General features: G+C 64.6%; 20 protein-coding genes and 1 tRNA gene. 11 read left to right on the top strand and 10 right to left on the bottom strand.

The annotated features are described in order from the left end of the window. Positions 1-22: 22 nt before the first annotated feature. Entirely contained in the window at positions 23-628 is a 606-nt protein-coding gene (locus LIX00_RS10000) for a DUF3238 domain-containing protein (RefSeq protein WP_227353046.1), read from the bottom strand. A gap of 101 nt (positions 629-729) precedes the next feature. On the opposite strand from LIX00_RS10000, the gene LIX00_RS09995 reads away from it, so the two are divergent. After that, positions 730-1728 carry an A24 family peptidase C-terminal domain-containing protein gene (locus LIX00_RS09995; protein WP_227353045.1) on the top strand — a complete coding sequence of 333 codons (999 nt, stop codon included), beginning with the start codon at positions 730-732 and terminating at the stop codon, positions 1726-1728. Positions 1729-1740: 12 nt separating this feature from the next. On the opposite strand, the gene LIX00_RS09990 is transcribed toward LIX00_RS09995, so the two are convergent. From LIX00_RS09990 to LIX00_RS09975, 4 genes are all read right to left on the bottom strand, one after another. Continuing rightward, the gene (locus LIX00_RS09990; RefSeq protein ID WP_227355690.1) at positions 1741-2889 is read right to left on the bottom strand and encodes an inorganic phosphate transporter; all 1149 of its coding nucleotides are present in this window, start codon (positions 2887-2889) and stop codon (positions 1741-1743) included. 50 nt (positions 2890-2939) lie between these two features. Beyond that, entirely contained in the window at positions 2940-3797 is an 858-nt protein-coding gene (locus tag LIX00_RS09985) for a universal stress protein (RefSeq protein WP_227353044.1), read from the bottom strand. 128 nt (positions 3798-3925) lie between these two features. Then, positions 3926-4516: a DUF7090 family protein gene (locus LIX00_RS09980; protein WP_227353043.1), complete on the bottom strand. Its 591-nt coding sequence runs from the start codon at positions 4514-4516 to the stop codon at positions 3926-3928. A gap of 48 nt (positions 4517-4564) precedes the next feature. Further along, the gene (locus tag LIX00_RS09975) at positions 4565-5005 is read right to left on the bottom strand and encodes a DUF2391 family protein (RefSeq protein WP_227353042.1); all 441 of its coding nucleotides are present in this window, start codon (positions 5003-5005) and stop codon (positions 4565-4567) included. A gap of 81 nt (positions 5006-5086) precedes the next feature. Here LIX00_RS09975 and LIX00_RS09970 point away from each other — a divergent pair, with 81 nt between their 5' ends. Both LIX00_RS09970 and mdh read left to right on the top strand, forming a co-directional pair. Beyond that, a complete protein-coding gene (locus LIX00_RS09970; RefSeq protein WP_227353041.1) occupies positions 5087-5767 on the top strand; it encodes a class I SAM-dependent methyltransferase in 681 nt (226 codons plus the stop codon). Between the two features lie 207 nt (positions 5768-5974). After that, the gene (gene mdh / locus LIX00_RS09965) at positions 5975-6889 is read left to right on the top strand and encodes a malate dehydrogenase (RefSeq protein ID WP_227353040.1); all 915 of its coding nucleotides are present in this window, start codon (positions 5975-5977) and stop codon (positions 6887-6889) included. Positions 6890-7042: 153 nt separating this feature from the next. Here the strand turns inward: mdh and LIX00_RS09960 are convergent, their stop codons facing one another. Together LIX00_RS09960 and LIX00_RS09955 are read right to left on the bottom strand one after the other, a co-directional pair. Next, positions 7043-7702, bottom strand: coding sequence for a metallophosphoesterase family protein (locus tag LIX00_RS09960; RefSeq protein ID WP_227353039.1), 660 nt, complete (start codon positions 7700-7702; stop codon positions 7043-7045). Positions 7703-7727: 25 nt separating this feature from the next. Continuing rightward, positions 7728-8360, bottom strand: coding sequence for an IMP cyclohydrolase (locus tag LIX00_RS09955; protein ID WP_227353038.1), 633 nt, complete (start codon positions 8358-8360; stop codon positions 7728-7730). 133 nt (positions 8361-8493) lie between these two features. Between LIX00_RS09955 and LIX00_RS09950 the strand changes: the two genes are divergently transcribed. The 7 genes from LIX00_RS09950 to LIX00_RS09920 all read left to right on the top strand — a co-directional run bounded on the left by LIX00_RS09950 (position 8494) and on the right by LIX00_RS09920 (position 14721). Next, positions 8494-8566 (top strand) — tRNA-Gln (locus LIX00_RS09950). A gap of 342 nt (positions 8567-8908) precedes the next feature. Next, positions 8909-9733 carry a helix-turn-helix transcriptional regulator gene (locus LIX00_RS09945; RefSeq protein ID WP_227353037.1) on the top strand — a complete coding sequence of 275 codons (825 nt, stop codon included), beginning with the start codon at positions 8909-8911 and terminating at the stop codon, positions 9731-9733. A gap of 197 nt (positions 9734-9930) precedes the next feature. Beyond that, the gene (locus LIX00_RS09940; protein WP_227353036.1) at positions 9931-10761 is read left to right on the top strand and encodes a class I SAM-dependent methyltransferase; all 831 of its coding nucleotides are present in this window, start codon (positions 9931-9933) and stop codon (positions 10759-10761) included. Positions 10762-10935: 174 nt separating this feature from the next. Next, on the top strand, positions 10936-11736 hold the full coding sequence (locus LIX00_RS09935) for a helix-turn-helix transcriptional regulator (protein ID WP_227353035.1): 801 nt from the start codon (positions 10936-10938) through the stop codon (positions 11734-11736). 157 nt (positions 11737-11893) lie between these two features. Next, positions 11894-12970 (top strand): class I SAM-dependent methyltransferase, encoded by a 1077-nt coding sequence (locus tag LIX00_RS09930; protein ID WP_227353034.1) that lies wholly within the window; start codon positions 11894-11896, stop codon positions 12968-12970. A gap of 231 nt (positions 12971-13201) precedes the next feature. Next, the gene (locus LIX00_RS09925) at positions 13202-13795 is read left to right on the top strand and encodes a hypothetical protein (protein WP_227353033.1); all 594 of its coding nucleotides are present in this window, start codon (positions 13202-13204) and stop codon (positions 13793-13795) included. A gap of 149 nt (positions 13796-13944) precedes the next feature. Next, positions 13945-14721 carry an SDR family NAD(P)-dependent oxidoreductase gene (locus tag LIX00_RS09920; protein ID WP_227353032.1) on the top strand — a complete coding sequence of 259 codons (777 nt, stop codon included), beginning with the start codon at positions 13945-13947 and terminating at the stop codon, positions 14719-14721. A gap of 65 nt (positions 14722-14786) precedes the next feature. Here the strand turns inward: LIX00_RS09920 and LIX00_RS09915 are convergent, their stop codons facing one another. The 3 genes from LIX00_RS09915 to LIX00_RS09905 form a co-directional block, all read right to left on the bottom strand. Beyond that, on the bottom strand, positions 14787-15167 hold the full coding sequence (locus LIX00_RS09915) for a DUF5789 family protein (RefSeq protein ID WP_227353031.1): 381 nt from the start codon (positions 15165-15167) through the stop codon (positions 14787-14789). A 92-nt stretch (positions 15168-15259) separates the two neighbouring features. Then, the gene (cgi121, locus tag LIX00_RS09910; RefSeq protein WP_227353030.1) at positions 15260-15766 is read right to left on the bottom strand and encodes a KEOPS complex subunit Cgi121; all 507 of its coding nucleotides are present in this window, start codon (positions 15764-15766) and stop codon (positions 15260-15262) included. Beyond that, positions 15763-18024, bottom strand: a complete 2262-nt coding sequence (locus LIX00_RS09905) for an ATP-dependent DNA helicase (RefSeq protein ID WP_227353029.1) — start codon at positions 18022-18024, stop codon at positions 15763-15765. Before LIX00_RS09905 ends, cgi121 begins: the two co-directional genes overlap by 4 nt. A gap of 119 nt (positions 18025-18143) precedes the next feature. Here LIX00_RS09905 and LIX00_RS09900 point away from each other — a divergent pair, with 119 nt between their 5' ends. Then, complete coding sequence (locus LIX00_RS09900) at positions 18144-18386, top strand: ferredoxin (protein ID WP_227353028.1); 243 nt, start codon at positions 18144-18146, stop codon at positions 18384-18386. Positions 18387-18458 lie beyond the last annotated feature (72 nt).

Here is an 18458-nt window from a genome sequence, read left to right as displayed (position 1 = left end):
GGGTCCGCTTCGAACGTCGGCGTCACTCGGCCGGGTCGAGCGGGAGGGTCGCTTCGAACTCGTACTCCATCGGCCCTGCCAGCGCCGACAGCGAGTCGCCGGTCTCCCGAAAGTCGTGGCGGTACAGCGTTCGGAACTCGCCGAAGTCGGTCTGCGCGTAGAACTCGAAGCACGGGAACCCGTCGTGCCGGCCGCGCGCTTCGACGCCGCCGTCGCGGTCCACCGCGAGTTCGACCTGGTAATCGACCGGGTGGGGGTGCGGAACCAACGGGTTGCTCGCGCTGGCGTGTATCACGAACTCGACGCCCCCATCGTGCCACTCGGGGTCGGTGCAGAAGATTCCGTCCGCGGACGCCTTCCCCTCGCGGCGCTCCTCGGTTCCGTCGGGGCGGGTGATTCGTTCCACCGAGCGTCCGGTGTCGGCGAACTCGGACAGCGTTTCGCGGGCGAAATCCACGACCGCTTCCTGTTCGACCCGGCTTCTTCCGGTGTTGACGGCGTGCGGCGTGAACTCCCGATCGTCGCCGCGGAACTCGAGTGTTCGGTCGGCGTCGTTGGCGCGCGAGAGCCACGCCGACGGGATGAAGACCGCCGCCCGAAGTTTGACGATTTCTGCATCGTCGCTCATCGCTACGACGCTCGCAGCGAGCGGATATAAATTGGTGGTGACGCGCCTTCATTTTTCGAAGACCGCAACACCTAACATGTCTGACCGAGCGCTACCGCGTGGTGCACGCTTCGATTCCCGACCTCCTGCGACTGCTGGCCGTTCCCGTCTTCGGCTGGGCCGCGTGGCGCGACGTCGAGACGCGGCGGGTGGACAACCGGACGTGGTATCCGTTGGCCGCGCTCGCGGTCGCGCTGCTGGCGTGGGACGGTCTGACGGCGATGCAGTCGGGGGCCCTCGAACGGCGGTGGTTTCTCTTTCGGGTCGCGGTGAGCCTCCTCTTCGTCGCGCCGCTCGTTCTCGCGTTCTGGTGGTTCCGGGCGTTCGGCGGGGCGGACGCGAAAGCGTTCCTCGTTGTCGCGGTGTTGTTCCCGACCTTTCCGATGTACTACCACGGCGGCTGGGTGTTTCCCGTTCAACGGACCGTGCTCGGCGTGTTCTCGCTCACGATTCTGACGAACACGGTGCTGGTCGGGGCGCTCTACCCCGCCGCGCTGTTCGTCCGGAATCTGCTCGCCGGGCGGTTCTCGTCGGCGATGTTCGTCGGGCGCGTCGTTCCGTGGGACGAGATTCCGAAAACGCACGGCAAACTGCTCGAAACTCCCGAGGGAACCACGCGAAGCGGCGCGGACCTGGACGCGATTCGGATGTACCTCCGGTGGCGCGGCGTCACGCTCGGCGACCTGCGCGAGCGAGCGCACGACCTGCGCGACCCCGCGACCCTGCCGAAAGAGCCGAACCCGCCGACCGACGGCGCTGTGACCGGCGGAGCGGTGACCGACGGCGGGACGGTGGTCGAAACGAGACGAACGACGGGCGAGTCCGGCTACGAGGACCCGTGGGGCGCGGCTCGGTTCCTGGCCGACATCGACCGCGACGCCTACGGGACGACGCCCGCGAAACTGCGAGAGGGGTTGGAGGTGCTCGTCACCGAAGACGAGGTGTGGGTGTCGCCCGGCATCCCGTTCATCGTCCCCATGTTCGTCGGATTGGTCGTGGCGCTCGGCTACGGCGACCTGCTCGCCGGACTGCTCGGTCTGCTCGGATTCGCGACCCTCTGATTCGGATCGCCGTTATCGGATACCGGTCACCGCCGCCAGGACGCTGTAGGTCCCGTAGCCGGTCGCTCCCGCGCCGACGAGCGAGACGAGCCACGCCGCGAGCGTGACCGCTATCTTCCGGCCGGACACGCCCGCAGACCCGACGACGAGACCGCTTCCGACGACGCTGGAGATGATGATGTTGTTGAACGAGATCGGGATACCCAACGCGATGGCCGCCTGCGCGATGAGAAATCCGGGTACCAACGCGGCGATGGACCGCCGCACGCCGAGTTGCGAGTACTCCCGCGAAACCGCTTGCAGGAGGCGCGGCGACCCCATCCACGCGCCGAGGAGGATACCGATGCCGCCCAAGACGAGCAGCGCGACGCCGGGAACCCCGAGGTCGGAGAAGAGCGGTTCGAGCGGGCCGGTGGCGAGGCCGACCTGACTCCCGCCGCTGGAGAACGCGACGACGGCCCCGAGGCCGACGAGAAATCGCTTGATGCCCGCTTCCATCGACCGCCTCATCTCGCGCCGCAACGCGACGAAGACGACGGCTCCGACGACGAGACTCACAGTCACCATCACCACGTCGTACGTGCCGAACAGCGTCGGCGCGCCGCCAATTTGCCGCGAGGCGAAGCGCGCAACCGTTCGTCGGCCGGTCGAACCGGGAACGACGGCGATGTCGATGTTCGCCAGCACGAACCCCACCAATCCGCCGAGGAGCGGGACGCCGACCGTTTCGGGTATCGACTCGCTTCGCAGGAGGGAGGCGGTCGTGTAGGCGATGGTCGCCGAGACGAACGGGACCGACACCCAGAAGGTGACGATACGACGGTAGGTTTCCCACGCGGGGTCGCCGCCGAGCGCCAGTCCGACGCCCACTATCGCGCCGGTCGTGGCGAACGCCGCGGGAATCGGATAGCCGGTCCAAACGCCGATGGCGATGAATAGCGCCGACGTGAACAGCCCCGCGGCGGCTCCGAGCGGCGTTATCGCGACGCCGTCGATGAGACCTCTGCCGATAGTTTCGGAGATGTTTCCGCCCTGCGCGACGGCACCGAGCGCGGCGAACACGCCGATGAAGAAGGCCGCGCGCATCGTCGGAATCGCGTTCGCGCCGACCGCCGGGGCGAACGGCGGCGAGTTGCTCGACGCGCCGAGCGCCCACGCCATGAAGAGGCTCGCCACCACCGCGACGAGGACGACGACGACGGTTCCCGTCGTCACAGCGCCTCTCGAATCAGGCGATTCAATCGCGGTCGGAAACCGACGTTACGGCGAGTGATGATGACGGTGGTGTCCGCTCGCCCGCCCACCGTCTGCGGCACGGTGCCGACGAGCTGTCGTCGGAGCATCCCCCGTCGGGTCGAACCGAGGACGGTCACGTCGTGTTTCGACGCTTCCGCGACGACCGTTTCCTCGACGTCTCCGGTTCTAACCTCCGTCTCGACTCGCGCCGGGGGAACCCGCGCCGCGACGCGAGCGAGGAGGCGCTCCGCTTCGTCGCGTCCGTCGTCGGCGACTCGAAGGAGGCGGACGCGGGCGTCGTTCGCCAGCGCGATGGCGCGGGCCACGTCCGCCGCGAGTTCCGCGTGCGGTCCCTCCGCGACCGGGACGAGAATCGAGTCGACGCCGTCCGCGGGGCCGATTTTCTCCACGAGCACGTCGCAAGGAGCGCGTGCGACGAGTCGGTCGACGTTGCTTCCGAGGACGAACGTGCTCGGACGGTCGCGCTCTTGCCACCCGACGACCAGCGCGTCGCAGTCGAACTCGACCACGGCGTCCGTGAGCGCCCGCGCCACGTCGTGGGAGACGAGCAACTGGCCGCGGACGGGGACGGTCCCGCGGGCGGTTTCGACCACTCGGTCGAGGATCGTCCGTCGCTCGCCGCCGAACTCACGAATGATGACCTCGTCGGTGAACAGCGCGAACGGCGACTCGCGTTCGGTGACGACGACGCTGAACACGAGCACCTCGCCGTCTCGCTCCCGCGCGAGGTCGACCGCGGTGCGGGTCAACTGCGGGGCGTTGGTCGGATGTGCCGCTGCAACCGCGACTCGATACTCGTTCGTTCCCCCCATTCACAGGAGATACGGTCGCCGAGAGTAAAAGGATTGACACCCTCCGGGTCCGTCTCCGAACGTCGGCGCGGCGAAGGCCGTCGAAAAGGGTATCGTTTCAGGTGGAGATGGCTCGCGGGCGGTGACGACTACTCCACTTTCGAGAAATCGGTATCGACGTTGCCGTCTCTGTCCAAGTCGACGACGGCGTCGAACAGACCGAGGAACCGCTCGATCTGTTCCTCGTCGTGGACGCCCTTCGAGAGGTGGAAGAGGCCGACCGCATCGTGTTCTTCGAGCAGTTCGAGCACCTGGAGTACCGCGTTGTACACGCGCTGTTCGTCGGCGTAGTACGCCATCTCGGTGATGGAGTCGAAACTGATTCGTCGCTTTCCGTCGGTTCCGGAGAGGAATCGCTCGGTTACCGCGAGGATGCCTTCGAGGTCGTCCGGCGCGGAGACGTAGTGAACGTCGTCGGTGTTTCGGCGGGAGTAACCGCGTTCGATGGAAAGCGTGTCGAGGATGTCGGCTTTGCGCTCGTCTACGTCGTAGTGGTCGAGTTTCTGTTTCACCTCGCGGGCCGTCGTGCGGGTCGATATGACGAGAAAGCGGTCGGTGTCGGTCTTCAGAAAGTCGGTGTCGATTCGGTCCGTCTCCCCGGTGCTCGGATGCAAGAGAAGTATGCCAGTGCCACCCGGAATCGTGTCCGGCGTGTTTTCGACGGCGAGTCGATACTCCATATCGTCCGGTAACCAGTGGCATCGACTTAAAATATACGGGATTCGGGGTCAGAAGACGCTGTCGGCGGTGGCCGCGCCGACGACGCTGAAGATGGATCCCACGCTGATAGCTTTCAGCGCGTTCGTCAGAACCCGCCCGGAGGTCGGACCGTCGAGGAGGCTGTCGTTATAGAACGTCTCCGGCGCGGTGAACACCACGGCGAGGAGGGCCACCGACCCGAACGAGACGATCATCAGCGAGATGAACCGCGCGGGGACGCCCGCCACCTCGGCTTCCCGGTCGGGGTCGCGTTCGTGGTCGGCTTTGTAGAGCGCGCTGTAGCCGATGGCGAAGACGATGCCGACGGTCATCAGCGCGTGAAACGCCGTCATGTTCTCTGCCAGTCGCCAGACCTCCTCGGTGACGACGAACGGACCGGCGAGGAGGAAACCGCCGACGATCTGTTGGGCGGTGTCGGCGAGTGCGAATCGCTTTTTCGGACCGACCATACCCGCGACGAAGGACCGAAGGAACGTAAAGCCCTCGCGCGTTTCGAGGAGGTTTTGTCTCCGGCGTCCTTCCCCCCGCCCATGAGCGTACGCGAGGAGTTCGACGAGTGGGCGGCGGACGGCCGCGACAAGGGAATGGAGGAACGCCACTGGCACACCGCGAAGTACGTGCTCGCCCGGATGCCCGTCGAGGCTGGCGACGTCGTCCTCGATTTGGGGTCGGGAAGCGGCTACGCCGGACGGGCGCTCCGCGACGCGAACGATGCGGGACGAGTGTACGGACTGGACGGGTCGCCCGAGATGGCCCGAAACGCGCGCGGGTACGCCGACGATTCCCGCGTCGCGTACCTCGTCGGCGACTTCGACCACCTCCCGTTCGCGGACGACAGCATCGACCACGCCTTCACGATGGAGGCGTTCTACTACGCGAACGACCCGCACGAGACGCTCCGCGAACTCCGACGCGTGCTCCGACCCGGTGGAACCGTCTTCTGCGCGGTGAACTACTACGAGGAGAACGTCCACTCCCACGCGTGGCAGGAGAACATCTCGGTCGAGATGACGCGCTGGAGCGCCGAGGAGTACCGCGAAGCGTTCCGCGAGGCGGGGCTGTACGTCGCCGAGCAGGACAACGTTCCCGACCGCGAGACGGAGATCCCCGACGAAGCGGCGTTCCCGACCGACGACTGGGAGAGCCGCGAGGAGATGGTCGAACGATACCGCGAACTCGGAACCCTGCTGACGGTCGGCGTCGCTCCGTGAGCACCGCGACCGACGTCCCGATTCGAGCGCGCCTCACGATACGCGTCTCGACTCGAACCCCTTCATTTCAAGTGGAACGAAAGAAGCCACTCGCACCGTCGCCGACGAACGCCGACCGAGCCGCGAATCCCCTCCGCGACGAGATAGGACGTAAGAAAGCGCGGTTCCGGAGGATTTAACCGAATCGCAGGTTCTCTTTCGAGTGATATGGCGAAAGTTAGCGTAGTCGGCGCGGCGGGCACCGTCGGGGCCGCCGCAGGCTACAACATCGCGCTGCGTGGCATCGCGGACGAACTCGTCTTCGTTGATATTCCGGACAAGGAGGACGACACCATCGGGCAGGCCGCGGACGTGAACCACGGGGCGGCCTACGACTCGAACACGGTCGTCCGGCAGGGAACCTACGAGGACACCGCCGGGTCGGACGTGGTCGTCATCACCGCCGGTATCCCGCGCCAACCGGGACAGACGCGCATCGACCTCGCGGGCGACAACGCGCCCATCATGGAGGACATCGGCTCCTCCATCGCGGAGCACAACGACGACTTCGTGACCATCACCACCTCGAACCCGGTCGACCTGCTCAACCGCCACCTCTACGAGACGGGCGACCGGGCGCGGGAGAAGGTCATCGGGTTCGGCGGCCGCCTCGACAGCGCCCGATTCCGCTACGTCCTGAGCCGGCGGTTCGACGCGCCGGTTCGGAACGTCGAAGCGACCATCATGGGCGAACACGGCGACGCGCAGGTGCCGGTCTTCTCGAAGGTGCGCGTGAACGGCACCGACCCCGAGTTCTCGGACGACGAGAAGTCGGAGATTCTCGACGAGCTCAAGGAAAGCGCGATGAACGTCATCGAGAAGAAGGGCGCGACCGAGTGGGGTCCGGCGACGGGCGTCGGCCACATGGTCGAGGCCGTCCTGCGCGACACGGGCGAGGTGCTCCCCGCTTCGGTAAAACTCGACGGCGAGTACGGCCACGACGACGTGGCGCTCGGCGTTCCGGTCAAACTCGGCGAGAACGGCGTCGAGGAAATCGTCGAGTGGGACCTGACCGAGTTCGAGCGCGAACAGCTCGGCGAAGCCGCCGATAAGCTCGCGGAGCAGTACGGGAAGATAGAGTAAAGAGTCGCGCGAGATTCGGAGTTTTTTCGTTTCGATGCGGATCCTTCTCCCCGCCGTTAGCGGCGAAGCTCTCCTTCCGTCGTTCGACGGTTACGTCCGCGACGGCGAGAACCGTTTTACGACCCTTCCGAGCGCCGAAATCGGCGCGACATCTCACCGCCCGTCCGCCAACCGCGCGCCGATTCGCTCGGGTAAGCCGGCCTCCCGCACCGCTTCCCGCACCGCCTCGACGTCGTACTCCACGCGGCGGTCCTCGACCGAGAGCGACGAAAGGTCGAGGACGGCGTAGGCCGCGCGGGGGTCTCTATCCCTCGGCTGGCCGACGCTGCCCGGATTCAGCACCGCACCCTCGTCGAACACCTCGTGGTGTTGGACGTGCGTGTGGCCCATCACCAGCACGTCTTCGTCGCCGAGCAGGTGCGGCCCGAACTCCTCCGGGTAGGTGTAGTGGTCGGGGTCGTTCGGGTGACCGTGGACGAGTCGCACCCGTCCGTCGCACGCGTTCGTGCTGTCGGGTCTGGCGGCCAGCCACTCGCGCTGCAGGTCGTTCAGTTCGCGTCGGGCGTACTCGACGCCGGCGCTCGCCATGCTGTTGAACCCGAACGCCGTCTCCGATACCACCGCCCGGTCGTGGTTCCCCATCACGCCCGCCGTCACGCGGTCGCGGAGCACCTCGACGCACTCGGCGGGCCACGGGTTGTAGCCGACCACGTCGCCGGCGCAGAGCAGCGCGTCGACCGGCGGCATATCGTCGAACACGGCGTCGAGCGCGACGCGGTTCGCGTGAACGTCCGAGATGACCCCGACTTTCATACCCAGCGATACGATTTCCGCGGACTTAATTCCCGTTCTCGACGGCGAGTTCGAGCTCCGCGCCACCGTCCTCGGCGGTTCGTGCGACGCCGACCGAACAGACGGGATGTTCGAAGTCGAGGTCGTAGACCGCGTCCGCTGCTTCTTCCGCGCGTTTCGCCCCGTCGGCGGTCGTCGGTTCGTCCTCGCTCGCCGCGAAGTCGAACGATTCGAGGTCGAACGGTTCGGGGGCGTCCTTCTCGTAGGTCGCAACGAGCGTCGGTTCCGCGACCTCCTCGACAAGCAGGGCGTCCCGGCGAACGACGCCGACGTAGGACTCCTCGCCCACCGTGCCCGCGATTCGGGGCGTGTCGTAGTCGTCCTTCTCGTAGTCCAGTGCCAGCAGAGTCTCCGCGAGCGCGTCCCGCGCGGGGTAGCCGAGTTCGAGTTTTTCGGCGACGGGGTCGACGTGCGAACCGTTACCCACGACGGCGGTGTCACCCGCGACGCGAACGCAGTTGTAGGCGATGTAAGGGTTGTCCGTCTCCGGCGCGTCCTCGGTCGGCGCGATCGTGACGGTGTCGCCGCGAGCGACGGCCTCGCGGTTCGGGAACGAGCGCGAGGAGACGCGGTACGCGCCGATATCGGGGCCGATTACGATGAAGCGTCCGACGTACATACACGACTGTGCTCAACTGGAGCAGAAATAGGTGCCGGTTTGTGCATGGTTACGGGGTGTTCAGGAGTAACATGCGCGGTCGAAACGCGCAACGCTTACAAGCAAGCGCGCAATAGGGAGTGTTACCGCAAGCAGTCCCATGGGGTAGTGGCCAATCCTGTCGCCTTCTGGGGGCGACGACCGCGGTTCGAATCCGTGTGGGACTATACCCAAAACGGTGCGAATCCTCTTTTTCGAGGTGAAATTGCAGGCACTCTCAGCGTTGACTAAGAGCGTCTAACGGTTGTGAGTCGCGACCATCAACTCACAGTGATTAAAAGAGGTATGCTACACGTCGAGTGGGACCTCCACCAATCCTCGCCGCTCAATTAGCGTTTTGACGGTGACGGTCCGTTCTTTGACTGGCCGACCTTTTGCCCTTTTGTCCATCGCTCTTGTTTAGGCAGCTGAAATCCAGTCCGGATTTTCCCGAAATTGGTCCATCAGGGCTGCCCCGTGAACCAGACTCGCCAGAGAAATCCTTTTCGTCTGGCGTGCCAATATTACACATGGACGCTTCGATTGAGGAGATAGGATTCCTCGCAAGTTCTGCACACCGAATCGGTGTGCTCGAAGTTCTAGGAGACGGACCCGCGGATCGTTCGAAACTTCGGTCGGAGACTGGCGCCTCGTCGCCCACCATGGGACGTATCTTATCGGATTTCAAACAGCGTCGCTGGATCGCTCGCGAGGGTCCGATATTCGAGCTGACACCATTAGGAGAGTTCGTCTCCCGTCGCTTCTTCGAACTCCGGGACGCGATGGCAATCGAACGCAGGTTACGCAATGTCTGGAAATGGCTTCCTCGAGAAATGGAGGGATTCTCCGTCGATCTATTTGCTGACGCTGTGGTTTCTCGGCCTGGTCCTAACTACCCTTACGAACCCGTCGAACGCCTAACGCACCTCATTGAGAATACCAATCGAATGCGCGGGTTCGATACGATTGTACAGAAGTCGACTAACAACGAAACCGTCTGTGAGGCTGTCCTCAACGGAATGGAACTCGAATACGTCTACTCGCCGCAGGCGCTCGAGGGAACGTACGCCTGGAATCCCGAACGGGTGATGGAGGCCGCCACCTGCGACAACTGCACCGTGTACGTCCACGACGACCTCCCTGACGGTGATCGCTGTGGTCTCGGGATCGTCGACGACCGTGTCGGGATCTGCTGTCATGACGCCGACACCGGTGCTCTAGTCTGTGTCATCGATACTGATGCCCCGGCAGCACGCGAGTGGGCCATCTCAGTCTTCGACCGCGTTCGTCGGGAAGCGAAACCAGTCGACCCGTTGATGTTCGAGCCGTCTCTGTCAACAGAAGGAACCTCTTAGCCAGCGAGCACTCCACGTCATTTCAGGACGCTCGTCATCAGTCGCCCTCGCAGTCACTGTTGGCCGGTCAATCGTACCTGCTTGAGCCTGCAACCGTTCATCGGCTCGGGATTCCATCACCTCAGCGCTTTCACGCAATGAAATATTTTACGAGATATCTACATCTCTTTGGCGGGCGTAGTGGGACTCGAGGGAAAATGACCACTCAGCAACAACAGCAACCCCAGGAGGCGTGGGACGCGATCGCGGCGGGCTACGACGAGTTCGTCACTCCCACGCACGCACACGTTTCGAAGGCGGCCCTAGACGCGACATATCTTCGACCGGGAGTGCGGTTCTTGGACGTGGCGGCGGGCACCGGTGCTCTCAGCCTCCCCGCGGCACGCCTCGGCGCAGAGGTGGTAGCGACGGACATCTCCCCCGCCATGGTCGAGCACCTCGCAGCACACGCGAAGAAGGAGGAGCTCTCCAACGTGGAGGCGCGGGTCATGGACGGCCACGCCCTCGAACTGGAGGACGACGCGTTCGACGTCTCCGGTTCGCAGTACGGGGTCATGCTCTTCCCCGACCTCCCCCGAGCGCTCGGGGAGATGGTGCGCGTCACCAAGCCCGGAGGCCGCGTCTTCCTGGTCGTGTACGGCAACCCAGAGGAGGTGGAGTTCCTCGAGTTTTTCACGCGCGCCATGCGCACTGCCGTCCCCGACTTCGAAGGGCTTCCGTTGGATCCCACGCCGCTCCCGTTTCAGGCCTCGGATCCCCGGAAGCTGCGCCAACGGCTCGAGGAAGCGGGACTGGAGGACGTGCGCGTGGAAACGGTCGCCGAGGAGCTGGAGTTCCAGTCCGGGCGACAGCTGTGGGATTGGCTGATGAACAGTAACCCCATCTCGGGGGCACTGGTGACCGATACCACCGAGGAACAACGCGCCGCCGCTCGCCAGATACTGGACGAAATGCTGCGTGAGCGTTCCGGCGGTAACGGTCCTGCAGTCCTCACCAGCCCGGTGCATATCGGCATCGGGACGAAATGATCTAAGACAGCTAGTGAGAAAGTTCCCGGCGTCTCTACCGCGGTGCTGAAGGGTAGTGACGGCCCACCGTTTGCCCTATATATGGCGGGAAGTCCGCGTTCTTGCCATCAGGAAGGGGTCTCCCAAACGGTAGCTGCACGATAAGAGTATAGCGTGGTAACTCGTAGCACGAGTATGAACACGCCCCTCGATGAGATCGAGTTTCTCGCACGCTCGGACCATCGTGTCGAAGTACTCGACGCGCTGGCAGAACGCCCCTGTGATCGCAACGACCTCCGCGTCACGACGGGGGCATCCTCGCCCACCATGGGACGGATTCTCGCCGACTTCGAAGATCGACGTTGGATCGACCGAGACGGACGAACCTACGAGTTGACGCGACTGGGCGAATTCGTCGCGGAGCGGTTCATGGACCTCCGCGAGGCGATGGAGACGGAACAGAAATTACGTGACGTCGTACCTTGGCTCCCGCGCGAGATGGAGGGATTCACCGTCGACCTGTTCACCGATGCCACCGTCTCCTACCCAGGCCCGGGGTATCCGTACCAACCCGTCGCGCGCGTCACGCAACTCATCGAGGGCACCGAGTCGATGCGCGGGTTCGGGACCACGATAGTGAAATCCAGCAATCTCGAGGCGGCGTGCCGAGCCATCATCGACGGGATGGAGTTCGAGTTCATCTATTCGCCCGGAGTCCTGGAGACGATCGTGACCTGGAACCCTGAAAAGGTCGCCCAAGCGGATGCCTGCGAGAACTGCACCACCTTCGTGCACGACGAGCTGCCGGACAGTGACTGGTGTGGACTCGGCATCTACGACGACCGCGTCGGCATCTGCTGTCACGACGTCGAAACTGGCATGCTAAAGGCGGTCGTCGACACCGATTCGCCGGCGGCGCTCGCGTGGGCTGAGTCGGTCTACGAGCGATACCAGAACGAAGCTCGGCTCCTCGACGACGAGGCTTTGGTCACTTGACCGGCCTGCTCCGGTCTGGTGTCGCTATACTGATGGCTACTTTCATCGCGTGAACTGATTTCACTAGGAATTTACATTCCTGTCCAGACCGTACTGATTTTCTGCGGGAGGCGCGTCGCCGAACATCAGCGACACGACGCTGAAAGACACACAAACCATGTCTACCGAAGAACCAACCGTCGACGAAGAACAGCTGAACGACCTCGTCGGGACTGCCGTGAACGACCTCGGGGGGACGTTCCAGACCGCGCTAGCCGAGATTGGCGACAGACTCGGTCTCTACGCGACCTTGGCCGATGCTGGGCCGCTCGAACCAGCGGAACTGGCTGAGCGAACCAGTACGCACGAACGCTACGTCCGCGAGTGGTTGCGCTCGCAGGCCGCCGGGGGGTACGTGACCTACGATCCCGGGACGGAGAACTATAGTCTCACCCCCGAGCAGGCGCTCGTGTTGGCTGACGAGGACAGTCCGGCGTTCATGCTCGGCGGCTTCCAGGGAACCAACACCGTCATCGCAGCAGTCCAAGACGACATCGAGGCGGCCTTCCGGACTGGCGAGGGGGTCGGGTGGCACGAACACCACCCGAAGCTGTTCTCCGCCACGGAACGCTTCTACAAGCCCAGCTACGCGGCCAGTCTGGTGAGCGAATGGATTCCCGCCCTTGACGGGGTGGACGCGAAGCTGGAACAGGGTGGGCGCGTCGCCGACGTCGGCTGTGGTCACGGTGCATCGACGATCATCATGGCCGAAGCCTACCCCAACTCGACGTTCGTCGGCATCGACTACCACGAGGACTCGATCGACGTCGCACGCGAACGAGCAGAAGAGGCCGGTGTCGCTGATCGCGTCAGCTTCGAGGTGGCGACCGCGAAGGAGTACAACGGAGTCGACTACGACGTGGTGACGATGTTCGACTGCTACCACGACATGGGTGATCCGGTCGGCGTTGCGGCGCACGTCCGGGAGACGCTCGCCGAAATCGGCACTTGGATGCTGGTCGAACCGTTCGCCGCCGATCGGGTCGAGGACAACCTAAATCCAGTGGGTCGGGTGTTTTACGGCTTTTCGACGATGTTCTGTACGCCGAATTCGCTCGATCAAGGAGCAGACCCGGCACTGGGGGCGCAAGCTGGCGAGGCGCGGCTGCGCAAGGTTGTCACTGAAGGCGGCTTCACGCGCTTCCGCCGGGCCGCGGAGACGCCGTTCAATCTAATACTCGAAGCCAAACCGTGACGATGACGCTCCGACCGCAGACCGACAAGGGCGCGACAGACCGACCGCAGAGATGAACGAGGTACACCGATGAATCTAGCGGGGAAAGCGAGCGCTGTCAAGACCCAGAGCGGGACATCTCCGTGGCCCGACCACGAACACGTGCGCGGTTATGCCGTGCTGGAACTCCCGTTCTCGTCGGGCGATCTACTCGGTTTACGGGTTTGGCCGCAAAGCGATTTTACCCCGTGGGTGTCAGTCTGGCACCGAACGCCCGAGGGCGAGTGGTCGATGTTCAACGATGGGCCCTCCCTCGATACGACGTGTCCGCGGTACTGGAAACCGGTACTCGAGCGAGCCGACCTCGCGAGCGTCGACGTCACCTGGACCGGTCCGAACGAATTGCGGGTCGAAATGGACGAACCACAACTCAAGTGGACGATGTCGATGAGAGCGTCACCGCTTCTCCGAGGATTGAACGCGGTGAGCGCGTCGTTGCCGCTTTGGTCGTGGAGGGCCAGTCCACTGCTTCGTGCGCGAGAGTTGATAGCGAAGCGGCTTCTCGGCATGGGCGACATCCGTCTCTCGTTCACCTCACCGACCGGGCACGAGACCGTCATCATGCCGGAACAGATATTCTTCATCGACACCGCAGAAGCGGTGCTAGACGGTCGATCTCTCGGCGAGCCAGTACGGCTTGAGACGAATCCGACGATCGGCGGCGTTCCGACGCCAGCGCGTCCGATATTCACGCTCGGGCAAGCACATATGCGAATCACGGACCTCAAGGAATACCGCCGGACGCGTGAGCGAGTCGGCGCGGACTCGCTCGGTCTGAGAAGATAGCGGGCGATACTCAGCAGCGGCGTCCGTGAACGGGGACACTGCGTAGCTATCCGTGTGGGACTATCCTTCGATTTTCATTTTCGTTAGCGTTCGGCACCGACTCGTCACCACATCCGAAGAACGAAATCCCGCGAGTATCACCATCCCGTATGCAGAGCGAACTGGGCGGGAAGACCGCCATCGTCACCGGGTCGAGCAGCGGTATCGGAAAGGGAATCGCACGCGAGTTCGCGCAACGCGGAGCGAACGTCGTCCTGAACTCGCGGTCGCGGGAGCGAGCGGTGAGCGCGGCGGAAGCCATCGACGCCGACGCCGGAACCGTCCTGCCCGTCGAGGCGGACGTGACCGACTACGAGTCGGTCCGGGCGTTGGTCGACGCCGCCGTCGAGGAGTTCGGGTCGCTGGACGTCATGGTCAACAACGCCGGGATCAACGTTCGGGGCCCCGCGGAGGAGATCACCCCCGAGGACTGGCGGACGGTCCTGGACGTGAACCTGACCGGAACGTTCTACGGGGCGCAACTGGCCGGGAAGCGGATGATCGAACAGGGCTCCGGGGGGCACATCGTCAACATATCGAGCATGATGGGCGAACAGGGACAGACGGGGCGAACCCCCTACAACACGTCGAAGGGCGGCGTGAACAATCTCACGCGCTGTCTCGCGGTGGAGTGGGCCGAGCACGACATCCACGTCAACGCCATCGCGCCCGGTTACATCCGAACCGAGATGGTCGACGAGGCGCAAGACCAAATCGGGTTCGACGAGGACGACGTCGTCGACAGGACGCCGCTCGGTCGATTCGGCTCCGTGGAGGAGATCGCGAACTGTGCGCGTTTCCTCGCCGAAGGGAACCACTTCGTGACGGGCGAAGTGCTCCACGCCGACGGCGGCTGGCTGGCGTTCGGGTGGGGGAGTCGGTCGTGACGGTTTTCCGGAGATAGCGAAACGAAATTCCCCAACCCCTTCGTTTCGACTGGAACCGACGACGGCTACCGTCCGCTCGTCTCCGACTCCTCGTCGGTCTCGGCGTCGTCCAACTCCCTCAACGCCCGCTCGTCGTTGTACTCTTCCATCCCGCTCGCCTCGCCGGTCACTTCGTTGTACACCGCTTCGCGGGCTTCGTCCGCGGATTCGAACCGTTCGTCCACGAGGCGGTCGAAGACGCTCCCCAGCGACTCCGTCTCGTTCGGCAGGTCGAGTTGCTGGTCGCCGTACTCCGCCGCGAGTTCCTCGCTCGTCGTGGGATACTTATGCTCGTCGAGCATCTCGCCCGCCTGCCCGAGCATATCTTCGACGCTCTCCGCGCGCTCGTGCTGTCGCTCGCGGGCGCTGTCCATCACGTCCTCGGCGTTGTGGTCGTCTCGGGGCATGGAAGGACGTACGTCCGGACGTCGGAAATCCGTACCGGCCCGCCACAATCGTTCCGCGACGGCACTTCCCGACTGTCAGTAGCGGCGCTCGATCACTTCTCGACTTCGAGCAGGGCGACGCGTTCGCAGACGAGGTCGGTGAGCGCGGTACCGGTGGCGGCCAACTCCCGCTCTGAGATGTCGAAGAACTCGAACACGCGTTCGCGATCTGGTTGGCCGAGCGCCTCGCCGGGTTCGAGGAGAGTCGCGACTTCCTTCGCGGCGTGCGCCTCTCTCTCGTCGTCCCCCTCTCGTCCGCCGTCGACCGCGACGACGACGGGTCGTTCGCCCTCCGAGACGCCCATTTCGAGCGCCTGATTTATCTGGCGGCGACCGGCGGCGTACAACAGGATTTCGACCGCCGGGTCGCGGGCGACGTTCTCCCCGCGGTCGAACGCGCGATTCGCGTGTTCGACCGCCGATTCGAGGTGTTCTCGACCGACCACGTAGCGCGCGTCGAACGCCTGTACCGCGCAGTCGAACTCTTCGCCGATGGCTCCCAGTCGGGTGAGAAAGCTATCGAGGTCGTCGATGTTCGCCCGCCCCTCGACCAGTCTCATTCGAAATCACCGAGACTCTGTTGCCCGCCGTCCGCCGACGATTCGGTCGTCGCGCTCGCTTTCGCGTCCGCGTCCGCCTCGACGCCGTCCAGCGATGGGTCTTGCCGCCCGACGTTTTCGAGAATCGTCTCGGTCGTCTTTCGCCTGCCGCGGAGCGCGCCGAGGACGACGGATTTGTCCGCCTCGCGGAGGTCGGCTCGCGATTTGATACCGACCTCGTACAGGCGTCGGGCGCGCTTTCGACCGACGTTTCGAATCCCCGCGAGGTCGAGGAGTTCCTCTTCGACGCCGTACTCGACCCGCTTTCGCGCTTCGCGGACGGCAGTCGTCGTCTCCGACGGGATGCCCTCGGCCTCGTCGCGCTGGAGTTCCGCGGTGAGTCGCTCTGCCGCGTTCAACAGCCACTCCGCCGTATCGACCTTCCCGCGGATGTCGCCGGGACCGATGGCGTATCGCTCGGTGATTCGGTCTTCGTCCAGTTCGCTCGCCCAGTCTTCCAACAGGCGGGCGGTCTTCAACGCCGAGAGCCAATCCTCGAAGGCGTGGTCTTCGAACTCGGACGGCATCGAGCCGAGGAACTCTCGCTCGCGCTCGTAGGCGATCTCCGTGTATCGCTCGCGGTCGCCCGACCGCAGGTAGAGCTGATACATGTCCGGCGTACGCGAGACGAGGTGGTAGAGACCGAGTGCGGTCGGTTTCCCCTCCGTCGCGCGAAGGCCGTCGATAATCTCGGCGGCGCTCATCGGGTCGAGGTACAGCTGGGAGACGCGGTGGCCGAGACCGGTCGCCCGCAGACGGTCGTCGCGCTCGAGGAATCCGTTTCGTTCGAGGTACTCGAGCACCCTCCGGGAGACCGTTTCGAGGCGACCGGTTTCGTCGGTCTGGGTCGCGTAGAGCGTCCGTTCGAGGAAGTCGAGGAGTTCCGCCTCCGTCCCCGCGAAGCCGGAGGCGACGGTCGCGAGGATGTGCGTCCGGAGCGCGGGTTCCGCGGCGAGTTTCGAGTAGACGGGCTCGGGGTCGGCCCAGACGTACTGGTCGAACAGCTCCTGTAGCTCCTCGTGGCTCTTGGCGATGAGCACCGCTTCGCCGTAGGGGTCGAGTCCCGGCCGCCCCGCGCGTCCGAACATCTGGTGGATTTCGAGCACGTCGAGCGGTTGCATCCCGCCGACGTCGCCGTCGTAGCGTCGCCAATCGCGGACGATGACCCGTCTGCTCGGCGTGTTCACGCCCGCTGCGAGCGTCGGGGTCGCGCTGATGACCTTCACGAGGCGGTCGCGGAAAGCGTCCTCGACGAGCGAACGGTGTTCGCTGGCGAGTCCCGCGTGGTGGAACGCGGCTCCCTTCTCGACGGCGTCCGCGAGGTCGTCGCTCGTCTCGGTGTCGCTCACGTCCCGAATCTCGGCGGCGACGGACGCGAGTTCGCGGCGCTCCTCGTCAGTCAGGTGCGTCTTCGTCACGTCCGCGAGTCGTTTCGCGGAGGCCTCCGCGTTCCGGCGGGAGTTGACGAACACGAGCGACGACCCCTCGTCGCCGAGCGTGTCGCGGACGAGGGCGGCGGTCTCCTTCTCGTTTCCGCGAGCGAGTTCCCGCTGGCTACCGTCGTCGAAGTGGAGCGCCTGTCCGTAGAGGACGCCCTTTCGTAGGTCGATTGGTCGCCACGTCGAGTCGACCAGCGTGGCGTCCAGCCAGTCGGCCATCTCGTCGGCGTTGCCGACCGTCGCGGAGAGCGCGACGGTCTGGAGGTTGGGATTGACGCGCCGGAGTTTTGCGAGGGTGACTTCGAGCGTCGGGCCGCGGTGGGCGTCGTTGACGAGGTGGACTTCGTCCGCGACGACGCAGGAGAGGTCGTCCACCCATTTCGCGCCGTTCCGCACCAGCGAGTCCACCTTCTCGCTCGTGGCGACGATGATGTCCTTCGTCGCGAGCCAATCGCCGTCGCTGTCATAGTTTCCGGTCGAGACGCCGATGGAGACGCCGTACTGTTCGAACTCCTCGAACTCGGCCTTCTTCTCGCTGGCGAGAGCGCGGAGCGGGACGATGTAGAGCGCTTTCCCGCCGCGGGCGACGCTCGAGAGCATCGCGAGTTCGGCGATGAACGTCTTCCCGCTGGCGGTCGGTATGCTGGCGACGACGCTCTCGCCGTCGGTGATGCCCGCCTCGACCGCTTCGGCCTGCGGCGGATACAGTTCCTCGATCCCTTGCGCTTCGAAGTGTTCGGGGACGCCGTCCGGCAGTCCCGTCAAGTCTGCGACTTTCACGCGCGCTCACCCCGCGCGCGTGCCGCGAGTCCGGTCATTACCTCCGTTTGGCGCGTCTTCTGGTTTAAACTGTCGGGTGCTCCGTCAACCATTTCACCCGTCCCGACCGACGTTCGTGCATGAGGATCGAGTTCGACCGCGACACGTGCACGGGGATGTATCAGTGTACCGCCGAGTGGGACGCCTTCGTCGAAAACCGCGAGGAAGGGAAGGCGGACCTGCTGGAGAGCGAAGAGGCCGAGGAGGACATCTTCGTCCGCGAAGTGCCGGAAGGCGCCGAATTCGACGCCGAGATGGCCGCGCGGGTCTGTCCCGTCGACGCCATCAAAGTGTTCGACGACGACGGCGAGCAAATCGTCTGAGAAGGGTAACTTCCGGAGAGCAGTTTCGTCATCCGAAGGGTAGCGTTTCAAGTGGAGAACGCCGGTACTCTC

The sequence above is a fragment of the Haladaptatus salinisoli genome, assembly GCF_020614375.1.
Taxonomy (GTDB): domain Archaea; phylum Halobacteriota; class Halobacteria; order Halobacteriales; family Haladaptataceae; genus Haladaptatus; species Haladaptatus salinisoli.
Note: the sequence above shows the minus strand (reverse complement) of the source record. Positions and strands in the feature narration are given on the sequence as shown.